At 60.3% G+C, this 16042-nt stretch carries 14 protein-coding genes; 8 read left to right on the top strand and 6 right to left on the bottom strand.

The window, feature by feature from the left end:
• Nucleotides 1–164: 164 nt before the first annotated feature.
• Nucleotides 165–2198, bottom strand: a complete 2034-nt coding sequence (gene betT / locus ACWKXX_RS01480; protein WP_045329137.1) for a choline BCCT transporter BetT — start codon at nt 2196–2198, stop codon at nt 165–167.
• 128 nt (nt 2199–2326) lie between these two features.
• Between betT and betI the strand changes: the two genes are divergently transcribed.
• Genes betI through betA form a run of 3 tightly spaced genes read left to right on the top strand, consistent with a single transcriptional unit; the run spans nt 2327 to nt 6078 of the window.
• Nucleotides 2327–2914: a transcriptional regulator BetI gene (gene betI / locus ACWKXX_RS01475; RefSeq protein ID WP_017382531.1), complete on the top strand. Its 588-nt coding sequence runs from the start codon at nt 2327–2329 to the stop codon at nt 2912–2914.
• Between the two features lie 13 nt (nt 2915–2927).
• Nucleotides 2928–4400 carry a betaine-aldehyde dehydrogenase gene (gene betB / locus ACWKXX_RS01470; protein ID WP_261666391.1) on the top strand — a complete coding sequence of 491 codons (1473 nt, stop codon included), beginning with the start codon at nt 2928–2930 and terminating at the stop codon, nt 4398–4400.
• 13 nt (nt 4401–4413) lie between these two features.
• Nucleotides 4414–6078 carry a choline dehydrogenase gene (gene betA / locus ACWKXX_RS01465; RefSeq protein WP_032647619.1) on the top strand — a complete coding sequence of 555 codons (1665 nt, stop codon included), beginning with the start codon at nt 4414–4416 and terminating at the stop codon, nt 6076–6078.
• 62 nt (nt 6079–6140) lie between these two features.
• Here the strand turns inward: betA and ACWKXX_RS01460 are convergent, their stop codons facing one another.
• Nucleotides 6141–6839 (bottom strand): GNAT family N-acetyltransferase, encoded by a 699-nt coding sequence (locus ACWKXX_RS01460; RefSeq protein WP_047737941.1) that lies wholly within the window; start codon nt 6837–6839, stop codon nt 6141–6143.
• A 200-nt stretch (nt 6840–7039) separates the two neighbouring features.
• Between ACWKXX_RS01460 and ACWKXX_RS01455 the strand changes: the two genes are divergently transcribed.
• The 5 genes from ACWKXX_RS01455 to ACWKXX_RS01435 all read left to right on the top strand — a co-directional run bounded on the left by ACWKXX_RS01455 (nt 7040) and on the right by ACWKXX_RS01435 (nt 12073).
• Nucleotides 7040–8608, top strand: a complete 1569-nt coding sequence (locus ACWKXX_RS01455; protein ID WP_261666392.1) for an ABC transporter substrate-binding protein — start codon at nt 7040–7042, stop codon at nt 8606–8608.
• 98 nt (nt 8609–8706) lie between these two features.
• The gene (locus ACWKXX_RS01450; RefSeq protein ID WP_032652907.1) at nt 8707–9720 is read left to right on the top strand and encodes an ABC transporter permease; all 1014 of its coding nucleotides are present in this window, start codon (nt 8707–8709) and stop codon (nt 9718–9720) included.
• Nucleotides 9720–10553: an ABC transporter permease gene (locus tag ACWKXX_RS01445; protein ID WP_015571190.1), complete on the top strand. Its 834-nt coding sequence runs from the start codon at nt 9720–9722 to the stop codon at nt 10551–10553. The genes ACWKXX_RS01450 and ACWKXX_RS01445 overlap by 1 nt, the downstream gene beginning before the upstream one ends.
• Complete coding sequence (locus tag ACWKXX_RS01440) at nt 10546–11382, top strand: ABC transporter ATP-binding protein (protein ID WP_032652905.1); 837 nt, start codon at nt 10546–10548, stop codon at nt 11380–11382. The genes ACWKXX_RS01445 and ACWKXX_RS01440 overlap by 8 nt, the downstream gene beginning before the upstream one ends.
• Nucleotides 11369–12073, top strand: coding sequence for an ABC transporter ATP-binding protein (locus ACWKXX_RS01435; RefSeq protein ID WP_110870967.1), 705 nt, complete (start codon nt 11369–11371; stop codon nt 12071–12073). The genes ACWKXX_RS01440 and ACWKXX_RS01435 overlap by 14 nt, the downstream gene beginning before the upstream one ends.
• A gap of 69 nt (nt 12074–12142) precedes the next feature.
• On the opposite strand, the gene ACWKXX_RS01430 is transcribed toward ACWKXX_RS01435, so the two are convergent.
• The 4 genes from ACWKXX_RS01430 to budA all read right to left on the bottom strand — a co-directional run bounded on the left by ACWKXX_RS01430 (nt 12143) and on the right by budA (nt 16017).
• The gene (locus ACWKXX_RS01430; protein WP_015571193.1) at nt 12143–12616 is read right to left on the bottom strand and encodes a cold-shock protein; all 474 of its coding nucleotides are present in this window, start codon (nt 12614–12616) and stop codon (nt 12143–12145) included.
• Between the two features lie 137 nt (nt 12617–12753).
• Nucleotides 12754–13524 (bottom strand): (S)-acetoin forming diacetyl reductase, encoded by a 771-nt coding sequence (locus ACWKXX_RS01425; RefSeq protein WP_003858846.1) that lies wholly within the window; start codon nt 13522–13524, stop codon nt 12754–12756.
• Nucleotides 13525–13544: 20 nt separating this feature from the next.
• Nucleotides 13545–15266 carry an acetolactate synthase AlsS gene (gene alsS, locus ACWKXX_RS01420; RefSeq protein ID WP_152818972.1) on the bottom strand — a complete coding sequence of 574 codons (1722 nt, stop codon included), beginning with the start codon at nt 15264–15266 and terminating at the stop codon, nt 13545–13547.
• Complete coding sequence (gene budA / locus ACWKXX_RS01415; RefSeq protein WP_003858848.1) at nt 15238–16017, bottom strand: acetolactate decarboxylase; 780 nt, start codon at nt 16015–16017, stop codon at nt 15238–15240. Before budA ends, alsS begins: the two co-directional genes overlap by 29 nt.
• Nucleotides 16018–16042: the final 25 nt, after the last annotated feature.

Here is a 16042-nt window from a genome sequence, read left to right as displayed (position 1 = left end):
GTTTAAATGAAAATAATTATCATTAAAGTTGTGTCAATGAAGGGCGTGCCTGATGACGCTTCGCTTATCAGGCCTACGGTAAAGCAGATTTGTAGGCCGGGTAAGCTCAGCGCCACCCGGCAAGAAAGATGGCTGGATTGTTAACGACAGGGGTTTGTCATCATTTAAACATCCGGAAACATCACGCTATTCCCCGGCGCTTCCCTGTGCAGATGGATAAAGTTCAGGTGCCGTTCATACTGGTCCAGAATGTCAGTGATCACCTGCTCCTTGCTGTAATCCATCAAATCATTCCCCTGGCTGCCTTCCAGCAGGAAGGTCTCAAGCCGGTAGTAGGTCGACTTCCCGCTGCGCGCCCGGTAGGTAAACCCGGGCACCGAATACTGCTGCGGCCAGATTTGATAGACAAAGTTCTGCTCGTCGCCCATGTGCACCAGCAGATCCAGGTGCCCCAGGGTTTCGCCCTCCTCCGGCGGCAGGTTTTTCAGCTCCACGTAGGCGCCACGCAGCTTCAGCTCCTGGGCCACCTCTTCCATCGCCGGGAAACAGACCGTCTCCATCATCTGGCTGGTGTAGCGCGTGCCGGGGTAGTTCATCAGGCGCGAGAGACGTTTTTTCCAGCTCAGCCTGTCCTGCGCGCCCAGCGGACGCGGGGCGGTGTCGCGGCTGGCGCTGACGCGGCGGTAGTCTTCCACCTTAAGCGATTTATACAGCCCGGCCATCACGAAGAAGATCACGAAGCTGAACGGCAGGCCCATGATCACCGTGGTGTTCTGCAACGCCGAGATACCGTTGGTCATCAGCATGCCGAGCGTCAGCAGGCCGATGGCGACGGACCAGAAGATGCGCAGCCAGTTCGGCGCGTCGCTGTTAATGTCCTTGAGCTTCGAGGTGAAGTTCCCCAGCACCAGCGCGCCGGAGTCCGCCGAGGTGACGTAGAACAGCAGGCCGGTAATGGTCGCTACGGACGCGCTAAAGGTAAACGCCGGATACTGCGCCAGCAGGCTGTAGAAGCCGCGCTCCGGGTGCGCCATCGCTTCCTGGGCAAAAGTCGCATTGCCGTGGATGATCTCGTGCAGCGCGCTGTTGCCGAAAATCGACAGCCACAGCAGGGTAAAGGTGAACGGGATGATCAGCGTGCCCATCACGAACTGACGGATGGTGCGCCCACGCGAAATACGCGCCAGGAACAGGCCGACAAACGGCGACCACGCCACCCACCACGCCCAGAAGAAGAGCGTCCAGTTGTTCATCCACTCTGTCGGACGGTCAAAGGCGAAGCTGTTCAGCGTCATGCCCATAAAGCGGTTCACGTAATCACCCACGTTCAGCACTAAGGCATTGAGCAGGAACGAGGTGTCGCCCATAAACAGCACGAACAGGATCAGCCCCAGCGCCAGCGCGACGTTCAGCTCGGAGAGCACGCGAATCCCTTTATCCACGCCGGAGGTCACCGAGATGGTGGCGATAATCACCGACAGCGCAATCAGCGCCGCCTTCGCCGCCATCGAATCCGGGATGTCAAACAGCACGCTCAGCCCGTAGTTAAGCTGCACTACGCCAATTCCGAGCGTTGTCGCGATACCAAAGATGGTGCCGATCACCGCCGCGATGTCTACCGTGTGCCCAATAGGGCCGTTGATCTTTTTGCCGAAAATCGGGTACAGCGCGGAGCGGATAGTGAGAGGCAAATTATAACGATAGCTAAAGTATCCAAGCGCCATGCCCATCAGAGCGTACATCGACCAGCCCGTCAGGCCGTAGTGGAACAGCGTCCAGACCATCGCCTGGCGCGCGGCCTCCATCGTCTGCCCTGCCCCTTCCGGCGGCTGCATATACTGCGTGACCGGTTCCGCCACGGAGAAGAACATCAGGTCGATGCCGATGCCCGCGGCAAACAGCATCGCGGCCCAGCTCAGCAGGCTGAACTCGGGCTTGGACTGCTCAGGCCCGAGCTTCACCGAACCGAAGCGCGAGCAGGCAATGCAGACCACGAAGACAATATAGAGCGTCGCCGCCAGCAGATAGTACCAGCCGAAGGTCTTCGACACCCAGTTCAGGGTGCGCCCAATCCACTCGGCAGAAAAATCACGAAAGAAAATGGTCGTCAGGGAAAACAACAAAATCAGCCCGGCGGACGTATAAAAAACGACCGGGTTGATTTTGTCTTTTTCTCTGTCCTGTGAAAGGTCTGTCATCCAGTATCCCCACTGTTTTTGTAACTATTGAAATCCAAATCCGCAACAATTAAGACACATTTTATATTGAACGTCCAATCAAAAACCGCTTTAATGGTTAACCAACGCTGATGAATGGAGTGGCAAAAATGCCCAAAGTGGGGATGCAGCCGATCCGGCGCAGGCAGCTAATCGATGCCACGCTGGAAGCAATTAATGAAGTGGGAATGCATGACGCAACCATCGCGCAAATCGCCCGTCGGGCGGGCGTATCCACGGGGATCATCAGCCACTATTTCAAAGATAAAAACGGTCTGCTGGAAGCGACCATGCGTGACATCACCGGTCAGCTGCGCGACGCGGTATTAAGCCGTTTACGCGCCCTGCCGGACGGCAGCGCAGAGCAGCGATTGCAGGCGATTGTCGGCGGCAATTTTGATGAAACCCAGATCAGCGGCGCGGCGATGAAGGCCTGGCTGGCCTTCTGGGCCAGCAGCATGCATCAGCCGATGCTCTACCGTTTGCAGCAGGTCAGCAGCCGCCGATTGCTCTCTAACCTGGTGTACGAGTTCCGCCGCGAGCTGCCGCGTGAACAGGCTGAAGAGGCGGGCTACGGGCTCGCCGCACTGATTGACGGGCTATGGCTGCGCGCTGCGCTCAGCGGCAAACCGCTGGATAAAACCCTGGCCCAGTCGCTCACCAGCCACTTTATCAGCCAGCATTTACCGACCGATTAACCGAGGAGAATTTATGTCCCGAATGGCAGAACAGCAGCTTTATATCAATGGTGGTTACACATCGGCCACCAGCGGTCGCACCTTCGAGACCATCAACCCGGCGAACGGTGAAGTTCTGGCAACCGTGCAGGCCGCCGGGCGCGAAGACGTGGACCGCGCCGTGGAAAGCGCACAGCGCGGGCAGAAGATCTGGGCGGCGATGACCGCCATGGAGCGCTCGCGCATTTTGCGCCGCGCCGTCGATATCCTGCGCGAGCGCAACGACGAGCTGGCAACGCTGGAAACCCTCGACACCGGTAAAGCGTATTCCGAAACCTCGACCGTCGACATCGTTACCGGCGCGGACGTGCTGGAGTACTACGCGGGGCTGATCCCGGCGCTGGAAGGCAGCCAGATCCCGCTGCGCGACACCTCGTTCGTCTACACCCGCCGCGAGCCGCTGGGCGTGGTGGCGGGCATCGGCGCGTGGAACTACCCGATCCAGATCGCCCTGTGGAAATCGGCCCCGGCGCTGGCGGCGGGCAACGCGATGATCTTCAAGCCGAGCGAAGTGACGCCGCTTACCGCCCTGAAACTGGCGGAGATCTACACCGAAGCGGGCGTGCCGGACGGCGTGTTTAACGTCCTGCCGGGCGTGGGCGCAGAGACCGGCCAGTTTCTGACCGAGCATCCGGGCATCGCCAAAGTCTCCTTTACCGGCGGCGTCGCCAGCGGCAAAAAGGTGATGGCGAACTCGGCGGCCTCGTCCCTGAAAGAGGTGACGATGGAGCTGGGCGGTAAATCCCCACTGATTGTTTTCGACGATGCGGATCTGGATCTCGCGGCAGATATCGCCATGATGGCGAACTTCTTCAGCTCCGGCCAGGTGTGCACCAACGGCACCCGCGTGTTCGTGCCCGCGAAGGTCAAAGCCGCGTTTGAGCAAAAAATCGTTGAGCGCGTGGGCCGCATCCGCGCGGGCGACCTGTTCGATGAAAACACCAACTTTGGCCCGATGGTCAGCTTCCCGCACCGCGAGAGCGTGCTGCGCTACATCGCCAGAGGCAAAGAGGAAGGCGCGCGCGTGCTGTGCGGCGGCGACGTGCTGAAGGGCGACGGCTTTGATAACGGCGCGTGGGTGGCCCCGACCGTGTTCACCGACTGCACCGACGAAATGACCATCGTGCGCGAAGAGATCTTCGGCCCGGTGATGTCCATTCTTACCTATGACACTGACGAAGAAGCCATTCGCCGCGCCAATGATACCGACTACGGTCTGGCGGTGGGCATCGTCACTGCCGATCTGAACCGCGCCCACGGCGCCATTCATCAGCTCGAAGCGGGCATCTGCTGGATCAACACCTGGGGCGAATCCGCCGCAGAGATGCCGGTCGGTGGCTACAAACACTCCGGCATTGGCCGTGAGAACGGCGTCATGACGCTTCAGAGTTACACCCAGGTGAAGTCCATCCAGGTTGAGATGGGTAAATTCCAGTCCATATTTTAACCGGGAGGTTTATTTGCAATTTGACTACATCATTATCGGGGCCGGCTCTGCCGGCAACGTACTGGCAACACGACTGACTGAAGATCCGAACACCACCGTCCTGCTGCTTGAGGCGGGCGGGCCGGACTACCGCTTTGACTTCCGCACCCAGATGCCTGCCGCGCTGGCCTTCCCGTTGCAGGGCAAGCGCTACAACTGGGCGTATGAAACCGAGCCTGAGCCTTTCATGAACAATCGCCGCATGGAATGCGGACGGGGTAAAGGGCTGGGCGGCTCGTCGCTGATCAACGGCATGTGCTACGTGCGCGGTAACGCGATGGATCTGGACAACTGGGCGAAACAATCGGGTCTGGAGCACTGGAGCTACCTCAACTGCCTGCCCTATTACCGCAAGGCAGAGACCCGCGACGTGGGGCCGAACGACTACCACGGCGGCGACGGTCCGGTGAGCGTCACCACCTCTAAGCCGGGCGTGAACCCGCTGTTTGAAGCGATGGTAGAGGCGGGCGTGCAGGCGGGATACCCGCGCACCGACGATCTCAACGGCTACCAGCAGGAAGGCTTTGGCCCGATGGACCGTACGGTCACGCCGCAGGGCCGACGCGCCAGCACCGCGCGCGGCTATCTGGACCAGGCCAAACCGCGCCCGAATCTGACCATCCGCACCCACGCCATGACCGATCACATTATCTTTGACGGCAAGCGCGCGGTGGGCGTCGAGTGGCTGGAAGGCGAAAGCACCATTCCGTCAAAAGCGACAGCGAAGAAAGAGGTGCTGCTGTGCGCGGGCGCCATCGCGTCTCCGCAGATCCTCCAGCGCTCCGGCGTGGGCAACGCTGAACTGCTGAAGCAGTTTGATATCCCGCTGGTGCATGATTTACCCGGGGTGGGTGAAAACTTGCAGGATCACCTGGAGATGTACCTTCAGTATGAATGTAAGGAGCCGGTCTCCCTCTACCCTGCCCTGCAATGGTGGAACCAGCCGAAGATTGGCGCGGAGTGGCTGTTTGGCGGCACAGGCGTGGGCGCGAGCAACCACTTCGAAGCGGGCGGGTTTATCCGCAGCCGCGAGGAGTTCGAGTGGCCGAACATTCAGTATCACTTCCTGCCGGTGGCGATTAACTACAACGGCTCGAACGCGGTGAAAGAACATGGCTTCCAGTGCCACGTTGGCTCCATGCGCTCGCCGAGCCGCGGCCACGTGCGCATCAAGTCGCGCGATCCGCAACAGCATCCGGCGATCCTGTTCAACTACATGTCCCACGAGCAGGACTGGCAGGAGTTCCGCGACGCGATCCGCATCACCCGCGAGATCATGCACCAGCCTGCGCTGGACAAGTATCGCGGTCGTGAAATCAGCCCAGGTGTCGAATGCCAGACCGACGAACAGCTGGACGAGTTCGTGCGCAACCACGCCGAAACCGCCTTCCACCCGTGCGGCACCTGCAAAATGGGCTACGACGAAATGGCGGTGGTTGACGGCGAAGGCCGGGTTCACGGGCTGGAAGGGTTACGCGTAGTGGATGCGTCGATTATGCCGCAGATTATCACCGGCAACCTGAACGCCACCACCATTATGATTGGCGAAAAGATTGCCGACGCCATTCGCGGGCGCGAGCCGCTGGCGAAGAGCACGGCGGCGTATTATGTGGCGGATGGGGCGCCGGTTCGCCGCTGAGTGCGAACTTCTCCCCTCACCCCGGCCCTCTCCCAAAGGGAGAGGGTTAGGGTGAGGGGAAATTATTGCCGAAATGCTTCAAGCCGCTTAACCTGCCGTCCTTCCCCGTCAAAATTCTCCGCCGCCAGCCAGGCGCGCAGCTCTGCATCGCGCTGCGGCCATTCGCCGTCAATAATCGAAAGCATATCGCTGTCGCGGTTGCGTCCTTTACGCACCAGCTTCTGGCGCAGGCGCCCTTCCAGGACAAACCCCAGCCGCTCCGCCGCGTTGCGTGAGGCGATGTTCATCGAATCGCACTTCCACTCCAGCCGGCGATATTGATGCTCAAAGGCATTTTTCAGCAGCAGCCACACCGCTTCGGTACCCACGCGGGTGCCCTTCATTCTGCGCGACCAGGTGACGTGGCCGATCTCAACCGAGCCCTGAAAGCGTTCTATCGCCATATAGCTGACCAGCCCTACCGCCTTTTCGGTGCGCAGATCGATAACGGCAAAGGGCACCAGGTCGTCATCCAGCACCTTTCCCAGCACCCAGTGCGCAGTGGCCTCAACGCTCCCAGGCTGGGTGCTGGCAAGCCACGTCCAGTCGCTGTCGTCACCCAGCGCATAGGCTTCAAACAAATCAGCCGAATGGCGGTCGGCATCCAGCGGCTCCAGGCGGCAATACTGCCCGGTGAGCAGGGTACGGGTTAACGCGCGGGCGCATTTCCAGTCCGGGACAATATCGTTAACGGTTTGACCATGTTGATTGATTTCGGGCACGGCGGTGACTCCCTGAAAGGTAAGGAGTTTGTTATAGCAGGTTAAAAAGCGAACGAAAAGAGAGGTGACTCATAACCAGACCGAATGCGTTATTCCCGGAGGGCATAAGCAAAGCAGAATTTCGACTTTGAGGAAATCCTCAGCCAGCCTACCGTAACGGTGCATAAAACAATCACAATATATTTTCTTCAGGGATCGCTATGAATAAAAAACTGCTGCCGTTACTGGTGCTGGCTGCGCTCTCAAGCGCTGCTCACGCCGCTACCCCGCCCAACACGCTGGTTGTCGCCCAGGGTCTGGATGATATCGTGAGCCTTGACCCGGCCGAAGCCAACGAACTTTCCAGCATCCAGACCGTACCGAGTTTGTATCAGCGTCTGGTACAGCCGGACCGCGATAACCCGGAAAAAATCACCCCGGTTCTGGCCGAAAGCTGGGAAGCGGACGCGGCAGCAAAAACCCTGACCATCAAACTTAAGCCCGATGCAAAATTTGCCTCCGGCAACCCGCTGCGCCCGGAAGATGTGATCTTCTCATATACCCGCGCCGTGACGCTGAACAAATCCCCGGCGTTTATCCTCAACGTACTGGGCTGGGACGCCAGCAACATCGCCAGCCAGCTGAAGAAAGTGGACGACCATACCCTCACGCTTCGCTGGACGGCGGACGTCAGCCCGTCGGTAGCGCTGAATATACTCTCCACGCCGATTGCCTCCATCGTCGATGAAAAGCAGGTTGCGGCGAACGTGAAGGATAACGACTTCGGCAACGCGTGGTTAAAAATGCACTCTGCGGGCAGCGGCGCGTTCAAAATGCGCGTTTACCAGCCGCATCAGGCCATCGTGCTGGAAGCCAACGAATCCGCGCCCGGCGGCGCGCCGAAGCTTAAAAGCATCATCATTAAAAACGTCCCCGATCCCGCTTCCCGCCGCCTGCTGATCCAGCAGGGTGATGCGGACGTGGCGCGCGATCTGGGTGCAGACCAGATAAGCGCCCTCAGCGGCAAGCCGGGCGTGAAGGTGCTGAGCATCCCTTCTGCCGAGCAAAACTATCTGGTGTTTAACACCGGCAACAGCGCTAACCCGCTGCTGAATAATCCAGCGTTCTGGGAAGCCTCGCGCTGGCTGGTGGATTATGAAGGCATCACCAAGGACCTGCTGAAAGGCCAGTATTTTGTTCATCAGAGCTTCCTGCCGGTCGGCCTGCCGGGCGCGCTGGAGGACAATCCGTTCACGTTTGACCCGGCAAAAGCAAAAGCGATCCTCGCCAGGGCGGGCATCAAAGACGCGCATTTCACGCTGGACGTAGAGAATAAACCGCCGTTCATCACCATCGCGCAATCCATGCAGGCGAGCTTCGCTCAGGGCGGCGTGAAGGTGGATCTGCTGCCCGCGGCGGGTAGCCAGGTGTACGCCCGCGTGCGTGCGAAACAGCATCAGGCGGCCATACGTCTGTGGATCCCGGACTACTTCGATGCACACTCCAACGCCAGCGCCTTCGCATGGAATGACGGGAAATCCAGCACCGTGGCCGGGCTTAACGGCTGGAAAATTCCGAAGCTGAACAACGCTACGCTGGCGGCGGTTGCCGAGCCGGATCCGGCAAAACGTCTGGATCTGTATAAGAAGATGCAGGAACAGTTACAGCATAACTCGCCGTATGTGTTCGTTGACCAGGGCAAAACCCAGATCGTGGTGCGCGATAACGTGAAGGGGTATCAGCAGGGGCTGAACGCGGATATGGTCTGGTACGATCGCGTTACGAAGTAGCCCTTGTTGCCGGGTGGCGCTGCGCTTACCCGGCCTACGTTCCTGGTTTTTGTAGGCCGGGTAAGGCGAAGCCGCCACCCGGCATAAAGAGATTTCCCATGCCACATCTTTCCACCCGCGTGCTTCAGGGTCTGCTGACTCTCCTGCTCACGCTGTTCGGGCTACTGCTGGTCACGTTTGCGCTCTCTGCCTTTTCCCCGGTCGATCGCGTATTGCAGATCGTCGGCGATCACGCCAGCCAGTCCACTTACGATCAGGTTCGCCACCAGCTTGGGCTGGATCGGCCCCTGCCGGTGCAGTTCTTGCACTACCTGCAAAACCTCGCTCACGGGGATTTAGGCACCGCCAGCGCTACCGGTCAGCCGGTATTGCAGGACCTGCTGCACGCCTTTCCCGCCACGCTGGAACTGGCAACGCTGGCGCTAATTATCGGCACGGTACTCGGCGTGATTGCGGGTGTACTGTGCGCCCGCTACGCCGGTTCGCCACTGGACTTAGCGATCAGAACGCTCACCCTGCTCGGCAATTCGGTGCCAATATTCTGGCTCGGACTGCTGATGCTGGCTCTGTTCTACGCGAAACTACAGTGGAGCGCTGGCCCCGGCAGGCTGGACGACATCTGGCAATTCACCGTCGAGCCACGAACCGGATTTGCGCTGGTTGATACCTGGCTTTCCGGCGACCGCGAGGCGTTCCGCAACGCCATCAGCCACCTGGTGCTGCCGGTGCTGCTGCTGGCCTACTACTCGCTGGCAAGTATCACCCGCCTGACGCGCTCCGCCTGTCTGAGCGAGATGAACAAAGAGTACATATTGCTCGCCCGCGCCAAGGGCGCTGGAGAGATGACCATCCTGCTGCGTCACGTGCTGCCGAACATTCGCAGCACCCTGCTGACGGTGATTGCCCTGGCCTACACCAGCATGCTGGAGGGCGCGGTATTAACCGAAACCGTCTTCTCGTGGCCGGGCATCGGGCGCTACCTCACCACGGCCCTGTTCGCCGGTGACACCACCGCCGTGATGGGCGGCACGCTGCTGATTGGCGTCTGCTTTGTTCTGATCAATAACCTTACCGACCTGCTTGTGCGGGCGACCGATCCCAGGGTGCGCTAATGCCGTTTTATCTCTTCTTACGCCGCCTGCGCCGCTCCCCTGCCGCGTTTTGCGGGCTGATCGCCATCGCGCTGCTGGTGCTTATTGCCCTGTTCGCACCGTGGCTTGCGCCGCATGACCCCAACTGGCAGGACGCCGCCGCGCGTCTGCAACCGCCCAACGCGCAGCACTGGCTGGGTACCGATAGCTATGGGCGGGATCTGCTCTCCCGATTAATCTACGGCACCCGTCCGGCACTGGGGCTGGTGGCCTTAGTCACCGTTATTACCCTCCCCGCCGGTCTGCTGGTTGGGATTTTGTCAGGCTACTACGGCGGCTGGATGGAGCGCATCCTGATGCGCTTTACCGACGTGGTGATGTCGATGCCGCGCCTGATCCTCGCCTTCGCGTTTGTCGCGATGCTCGGCCCCGGTCTGGTGAACGGCGCGCTGGCGCTGGCCTTAACGACCTGGCCTGCCTATGCGCGCCAGGCGCGCAGTGAAATCCAGCGTCTGCGCCACAGCGATTATCTGGCCGCCGCGGAGATGATGGGCATTCGCGGCCCGCGCCTGCTGGTCGGCCATATTCTGCCCCTGTGCCTGCCCTCCGCGATTGTACGGCTGGCGCTGGATCTGGCCGGGATCATTCTGGCCGCCGCCGGGCTGGGCTTCCTTGGCCTGGGCGCACGTCCACCGATGGCGGAATGGGGCGCGATGATAGCCGACGGCATGCAGGTCATTTTTGACCAGTGGTGGATTGCCGCCATTCCAGGTGGGGCGATTCTGTTTGCCAGCCTGGCCTTTAACCTGCTGGGCGATGGCCTGCGCGACGTACTGGAGCCACAGCATGACTGAACACCGCGTCATCGTCGATGCGCTAAATATCGACTACCCCGCCGCGCGCGTGGTCAACAACCTGAGCTTTACGTTAGGCAACGAGCGGCTGGCGCTGGTGGGAGAATCCGGCTCCGGCAAGTCCATGTCTGCCCGCGCCCTGCTGGGGCTGGTGCGCAAGCCCGGCATCGTGAGCGCTAAGCGGCTTAACGTGCTTGGCAACGACCTGCTGACCCTGAACAGCCGCCGCTGGCAGGCGCTGCGCGGCAACGGCATTGCGATGGTTCTACAGGACCCGCGCTACGCGCTAAACCCGGTGAAAACCGTCGCCGCCCAGCTTGATGAGGCGCTGACCCTCCATCAGCGCCTGCCCCGCGCCGAACGCCTGGCGCGCATTCACGATATCATCCGCGCCGTGGGGCTGAACGAGCACGTGCTCCAGCGCTATCCCAGCGAACTCTCCGGCGGCATGGGCCAGCGCGTGATGATCGCCATTGCGCTCGTCAACAACCCGCAGGTGCTGATCGCCGACGAACCGACTTCCGCGCTGGACGCACGCCTGCGCAACCAGATCCTGGAGCTGCTGGTACAGCAGTGCGAGGCGCGGCAGATGGCGATGCTGTTAATCAGCCACGATTTGCCGCTCGTCGCGGAACACTGTGACCGCGTGCTGGTGATGTATCAGGGTGAGAAAGTTGATGAAATGGCGGCGAGCCAGTTGCCGCAGGCAACCCATCCTTACACGCGCACGCTCTGGACCTGCCGCCCGAACGCCGGGACGTTTGGCCAGATGCTGCCGACGCTCGACCGTTCGCAACCGTGGAAGGAGGCCGACAATGGCACTCGTTGAGGTTAACCAGCTCCGGGTGAGTTTTGGTGAAAAAACGGCGGTTTCCGCCGCCAGTTTTGCGATCGAAAAAGGCGAAACCTTCAGCCTGATCGGTGAATCCGGCTGCGGCAAATCGACTATTCTGCGCGTGCTGGCGGGGCTGCTGCGCGAGTGGAATGGCCACATTTCCGTCCTCGGGGAAAATTTACGGCCAGGACGACGTTTTGAAGGCGCGCTTCGACGTAACGTGCAGATGGTGTTCCAGGATCCGTGGGCGTCTTTGCACCCGAACCACACCATTGCCCGCACCCTGTCGGAGCCGTTAAACATCCACGGCGAAACCCAGGTTGCCGAAAAGGTGGCGGATGCGCTGCAACAGGTGGGTCTGGCTGCCGACGCCAGCAGGCGTTACCCGCATCAGCTTTCCGGCGGACAGCGTCAGCGCGTGGCCATTGCCCGCGCGCTGCTGCTGCGCCCGCAGCTTCTGCTGCTGGATGAACCGACCTCGGCGCTGGATATGTCGGTACAGGCGGAGATCCTGAACCTGCTCAACCGCCTGAAGGCGCAGCACGGCATGACCTACCTGCTGGTGAGCCACGATGCGGACGTGATTGCGCATATGTCCGACCGGGCGGCATTTATGGCGCACGGGAAGATCCAGCGGGTATTTGACCGTGAAGCAATGTTGCGGGGGGAGCACAGGATGGGGTAAACCGTGCGGCGGCGAGTGCCGCACGCATTTCGTAGGCCGGGTAAGGCGTAGCCGCCACCCGGCAAAACGTTACTTCAGCAGCTTCACCGTGGCATCGATGTCGATCTCATCTTCAGTGAAGATCAGCGTCGTGTTCTGGAAGGTAGTGATCGCCAGCTTCTTCACCGTGCGCATTTCGCCCGGCTTTTTCTCGGTTTTGGGTTTGATGCTGTTCATCAGCAGCCCCACCGACAGCACCGCATTCTCTTTGTCGATTTTGGTCTCAACGGGCTCTTCCTCGCTGAACACCACGAAGGATTTAATTGAGGTGAGCTTCACGCGCTCGCCCGCAATATAAAGATGCTTACTCTCCGGGATCACCTTCACCGCATACGCGGAAAGGCCTTTGCTGTTGGTGGTTGGCTCGAAGGTCACCGCCGCATCTTTCTTAATCAGATCAGGGTTGGCGACCTTAATCACATGAAAATAGCGGTTGTCGCCGTTTTCATCTTTGATAAATCCAAAGCCTTTATCTTTAAACCACGTTGTGATTGTACCGTTCATCGCTGTTACCGCCTGTCAGATCTCAAGACTAAAGTTTTGCAGCGCGCAGTGTAATGCACAATGGCTGACGAGACAAAAAAAAGCCCCTGCACGGGAGCAGGGGAAAGTTCATGTCAGAGCTTTTTAGTATTGTGTATTTAGTTGAACACCATCCCACCATCAATCAGCAGCGACTGACCGGTCATGTAGTCGGAATCCGGCCCGGCGAGGTAAGAGACGCAGGCGGCCACGTCTTCCGGTTCGGACAAACGGCCAAGCGTGATGCGTTTGGCAAAGGTTTCCGTCCCGTAGCCAAGCGGTTTACCCGCCGCCTCGGAGACCTGACGGTCGATTTCCGCCCACATCGGCGTTTTGACGATCCCCGGGCAGTAGGCGTTAACAGTGATCCCCAGCGGCGCGAGATCCCGCGCGGCGGTCTGGGTTAAGCCACGCACCGCGAACTTGCTGGAGCTGTAGACCGCCAGCTCCGGGTTGCCGGTGTGGCCCGCCTGAGAGCAGGCGTTGATAATTTTGCCGCCGTGCCCCTCTTTGCGAAAGGCGTCAATCGCGGCCTGAATGCCCCAGATCACCCCTTTCACGTTGATGTTGTAGACCTTGTCGACAATCTCCGGCGTGATGGATTCGATGGGCGTGGACGGCGCCACCCCGGCGTTATTGACGATGACGTTAAAACCGCCCAGCGCGGTGCGGGCTTTTTCCACCGCCGCGAACACCTGCTCGCGGTCAGAGACGTCCACCTTCACGGCGACGGCCTTCCCGCCGTTACGGGTGATCTCATCCGCGACCGCTTTCGCCGTCTCTTCGTTGTAATCCGCAATAGCAACGGCAAAACCATCCTTCACCAGGCGAAGCGCGATCGCTTTGCCAATCCCCTGACCGGAGCCGGTTACGAGAGCCACTTTTTGCATTTCTCTGTCCTTATATTGATTCACAAAATCTGGCTGAGATGGAGCTGGCCCATCAGCAGCGGGTTATCGCTGTAGTCAACGGGAATGGCCACCACGGCCGGGCCATCGACATCCATTGCCGCACGCAGCGTCGGTTCGAGCGCATCGGCGCTCTCGACGGCAAAGCCTTTCGCACCGAACGCGTCGGCATAGGCTTTGAAATCGACCGGGCCGAACTCGACGCCGGAAAGCCTCTGGTATTTTTTCTCTTCCTGGATGGCCACCATGTTGTAGGCGTTATCCACCCAGATGATGTGCAGCACGTTGGCGTTGAGGCGTACGGCGGTTTCCAGCTCCATGCTCGACTGCAAAAAGCCGCCGTCCCCGGAGACCGAGACCACCTTGCGCCCCGGGTTGACCAGCCACGCGCCAATCGCCCACGGCAGCGCCACGCCCATGGTCTGCTGACCGTTGGAGATCATCACCTGACGCGCCCGGAAGCTGTAGAGGTAGCGGGCGATCCAGATATGGAAGCTGCCCATGTCGACGGTGAGCGTCACGTCGTTGTTCACGATATCCTGCATGGCGCGCACGATGCGCAGCGGATGCAGGGCAAACTGGTTGAGCGAGGCGCCGCGACGGTCGAGGAGGTCCCGCTGATGCTGGCGATCGACAAGAATTTCCGAGGCGCGCTGGCTGAGTTCAAGTTTGTGCTCGATTCGACTGGCAAGCAGATTCAGCGTGGCGGCAATATCCCCGACCAGTTCCAGATCGGGAACATACTTGCGCTCCTCATAGGCGGGCAGCACGTCAATGTGCACCAGCGTGGCGTCGCCGCTGTTCCACATGGACGGCTCGTACTCCACCGGGCTGTAGCCGATGCAGATAATCAGGTCCGCCAGATGCAGCAGCCGGTCGCCCGCCTGGTTGTTAAAGAGGCCGACGCGTCCGGCGAAGCGGGTGAAGTGTTCCTGATTCACCGCCCCGGCGGCCTGATAGGTGCTGGTGACCGGAATACGGCTTCTCTCCAGCAGCTTATGCAGCGCGGCGCTGTTGGCGGGCTGGCTGGCCATCAGGCCGAGTAAGATGACCGGGTTTTTGGCCTTCGCGATAAGCTTCGCCACGTCGTTGATGGCTGACTCCGGCGCCGGGCCCATCAGCGCCGCGGTGCTGGCGGGTAAAATCGCCCCAGTGGTGGGCTGGTCGACAATATCCTGCGGCAGGCTGACAAACGCCCCGCCCGGCCTGCCCTGCTCGGCAGCGCGAAACGCGTTCGACACCACCTCGGCAATCGCGTCCGGTGAATTGACTTCGACGGCGTATTTGGTGACCGGGCTGAACATGGCGACGGTATCCATGCTCTGGTGCACCAGTTTCGCTTTATCTGCCCGCTTCACCGCCCCGCCCAGCGCCACCACCGGGTCACCTTCGCTGTTGGCGGTGGCAATGCCGGTGATCAGGTTGGAGCAGCCCGGCCCGGAGGTGACCAGCGCGACCCCGGCCTTACCGGTTAGCCGCCCTACCGCTGCCGCCATAAACGCCGCGTTCGCCTCGTGACGCACCGGGATAATCTCGATGGAGGAGTCCAGCAGGGAGTCAAAGACCTTGTCGATTTTTGCGCCCGGTATGCCGAACACCTGCTTCACACCCTGCGCTTCCAGCTGGCCGACAACCATATCGGCGCCGTGCGCCCACTGACGTGACTGTTTCTCACTGTTCACGGTAGTTCTCCTGTTAGTTTTCGACGGCGCGGATAGCCGCATCAAGGTTGCTGGGGTGCAGGTTGGCCTGTAAAAACGCGCTGTCGGCGGGCAGGTCAATCATCAGCTTGTGGATTTCGCCGAAGGTGAGCACGCCGTTCTCCAGCTGATAGTCGAGCAGGTGGCCCCCGCCCTGACGGTCGTCGGTGATAAAGTGTTCGTGATAGCCCGCCACGTTAATGCCCTGCATATGCTGTGGGGTGCGGAACCCGACCAGCACGCCCTCGCGCTGGTTAAAGCGGAACACCGGCTGGTCATCCAGCACGTCGGTCATCGCCCGGTACGGCGGTGTCTGGCGCGGTACGGTGCGGGTGTGCGCGTGGCGGAAATTGCCGTCGATGCGCAGCGCACAGAACAGGTTATCGGAGGGGATTTGCTGGTCGATCACGTCGTGGATCTGCTGACGGCTGACCGGCCCGTCGAAGGTTTTGCGGTACTGCGGCTGGAACCAGGTCATCACCGCGAACGGCGTTTTTTGCTCCGGCTTCGCGGCGCGGGCGCTGCCGTCGGCGCGCAGCTGGTACACCTGGCTGCTGAAGGCAATCATTTCGCCATCCAGCTCGTTAAAGGTACCGAGACCAAAATCACCGTGTGCCAGCAGGTCGGCGATGGTGGTCTCTCCTTCGTAGACGCCGCTTAGCAGCGCGCTCATTAGCGATGTCTGATAGATCACGCTGTCAGGATGCTGAGCCGAGAACCCGCGCAGGGTCTCGCATAAACTCGCCTCACAGTCGCATGCAGATGAATGCATCATCATGCCCGTCCTCTTCAACTTTATT

The sequence above is a fragment of the Enterobacter sp. UPMP2061 genome, from assembly GCF_053709615.1.
Note: the sequence above shows the minus strand (reverse complement) of the source record. Positions and strands in the feature narration are given on the sequence as shown.

Bases quoted from the DNA above. Each gene is read 5' to 3' on its own strand.
- ACWKXX_RS01450 (WP_032652907.1), top strand. From the start codon at position 8,707: ATGCCACATCTTTCCACCCGCGTGCTTCAGGGTCTGCTGACTCTCCTG.
- ACWKXX_RS01440 (WP_032652905.1), top strand. From the start codon at position 10,546: ATGACTGAACACCGCGTCATCGTCGATGCGCTAAATATCGACTACCCC.
- budA (WP_003858848.1), bottom strand. From the start codon at position 16,017: ATGATGCATTCATCTGCATGCGACTGTGAGGCGAGTTTATGCGAGACC.
- ACWKXX_RS01425 (WP_003858846.1), bottom strand. From the start codon at position 13,524: ATGCAAAAAGTGGCTCTCGTAACCGGCTCCGGTCAGGGGATTGGCAAA.
- betT (WP_045329137.1), bottom strand. From the start codon at position 2,198: ATGACAGACCTTTCACAGGACAGAGAAAAAGACAAAATCAACCCGGTC.
- ACWKXX_RS01445 (WP_015571190.1), top strand. From the start codon at position 9,720: ATGCCGTTTTATCTCTTCTTACGCCGCCTGCGCCGCTCCCCTGCCGCG.
- betI (WP_017382531.1), top strand. From the start codon at position 2,327: ATGCCCAAAGTGGGGATGCAGCCGATCCGGCGCAGGCAGCTAATCGAT.
- ACWKXX_RS01455 (WP_261666392.1), top strand. From the start codon at position 7,040: ATGAATAAAAAACTGCTGCCGTTACTGGTGCTGGCTGCGCTCTCAAGC.
- ACWKXX_RS01435 (WP_110870967.1), top strand. From the start codon at position 11,369: ATGGCACTCGTTGAGGTTAACCAGCTCCGGGTGAGTTTTGGTGAAAAA.
- betB (WP_261666391.1), top strand. From the start codon at position 2,928: ATGTCCCGAATGGCAGAACAGCAGCTTTATATCAATGGTGGTTACACA.
- ACWKXX_RS01430 (WP_015571193.1), bottom strand. From the start codon at position 12,616: ATGAACGGTACAATCACAACGTGGTTTAAAGATAAAGGCTTTGGATTT.
- alsS (WP_152818972.1), bottom strand. From the start codon at position 15,266: ATGCGGCTATCCGCGCCGTCGAAAACTAACAGGAGAACTACCGTGAAC.